The sequence below is a fragment of the Acinetobacter sp. V2 genome (assembly GCF_001188385.1).
Classification (GTDB): Bacteria; Pseudomonadota; Gammaproteobacteria; order Pseudomonadales; family Moraxellaceae; genus Acinetobacter; species Acinetobacter oleivorans.
Genome location: NZ_JZFB01000010.1, coordinates 33,176 through 33,458, shown reverse-complemented (window position 1 = coordinate 33,458; position 283 = coordinate 33,176). Strand labels below are relative to the sequence as shown.

General features: G+C 49.5%; 2 tRNA genes. Both read right to left on the bottom strand.

The window, feature by feature from the left end:
• Positions 1-42: 42 nt before the first annotated feature.
• Positions 43-118 (bottom strand) — tRNA-His (locus tag UC75_RS17890).
• A 32-nt stretch (positions 119-150) separates the two neighbouring features.
• Positions 151-227 (bottom strand) — tRNA-Arg (locus UC75_RS17885).
• Between the last annotated feature and the right edge of the window lie 56 nt (positions 228-283).

The following is a 283-nucleotide window of genomic DNA, read 5'->3' as shown; positions in this document are numbered from 1 at the left end:
CCCAAACCAGGTGCACTACCAGGCTGTGCTATGCTCCGAAATTGGGGTGAATGACGGGATTCGAACCCGCGACAACTGGAATCACAATCCAGGGCTCTACCAACTGAGCTACATCCACCATCAAATAGTTCTATGTACCAAGCTACCGAGTGGCGCGCCTGACAGGATTCGAACCTGTGACCATCCGCTTAGAAGGCGGATGCTCTATCCAACTGAGCTACAGGCGCTTAACCGATGATGCTTATCATGCGATACTTCGCCGATCTTAAAATATTATTTTAAG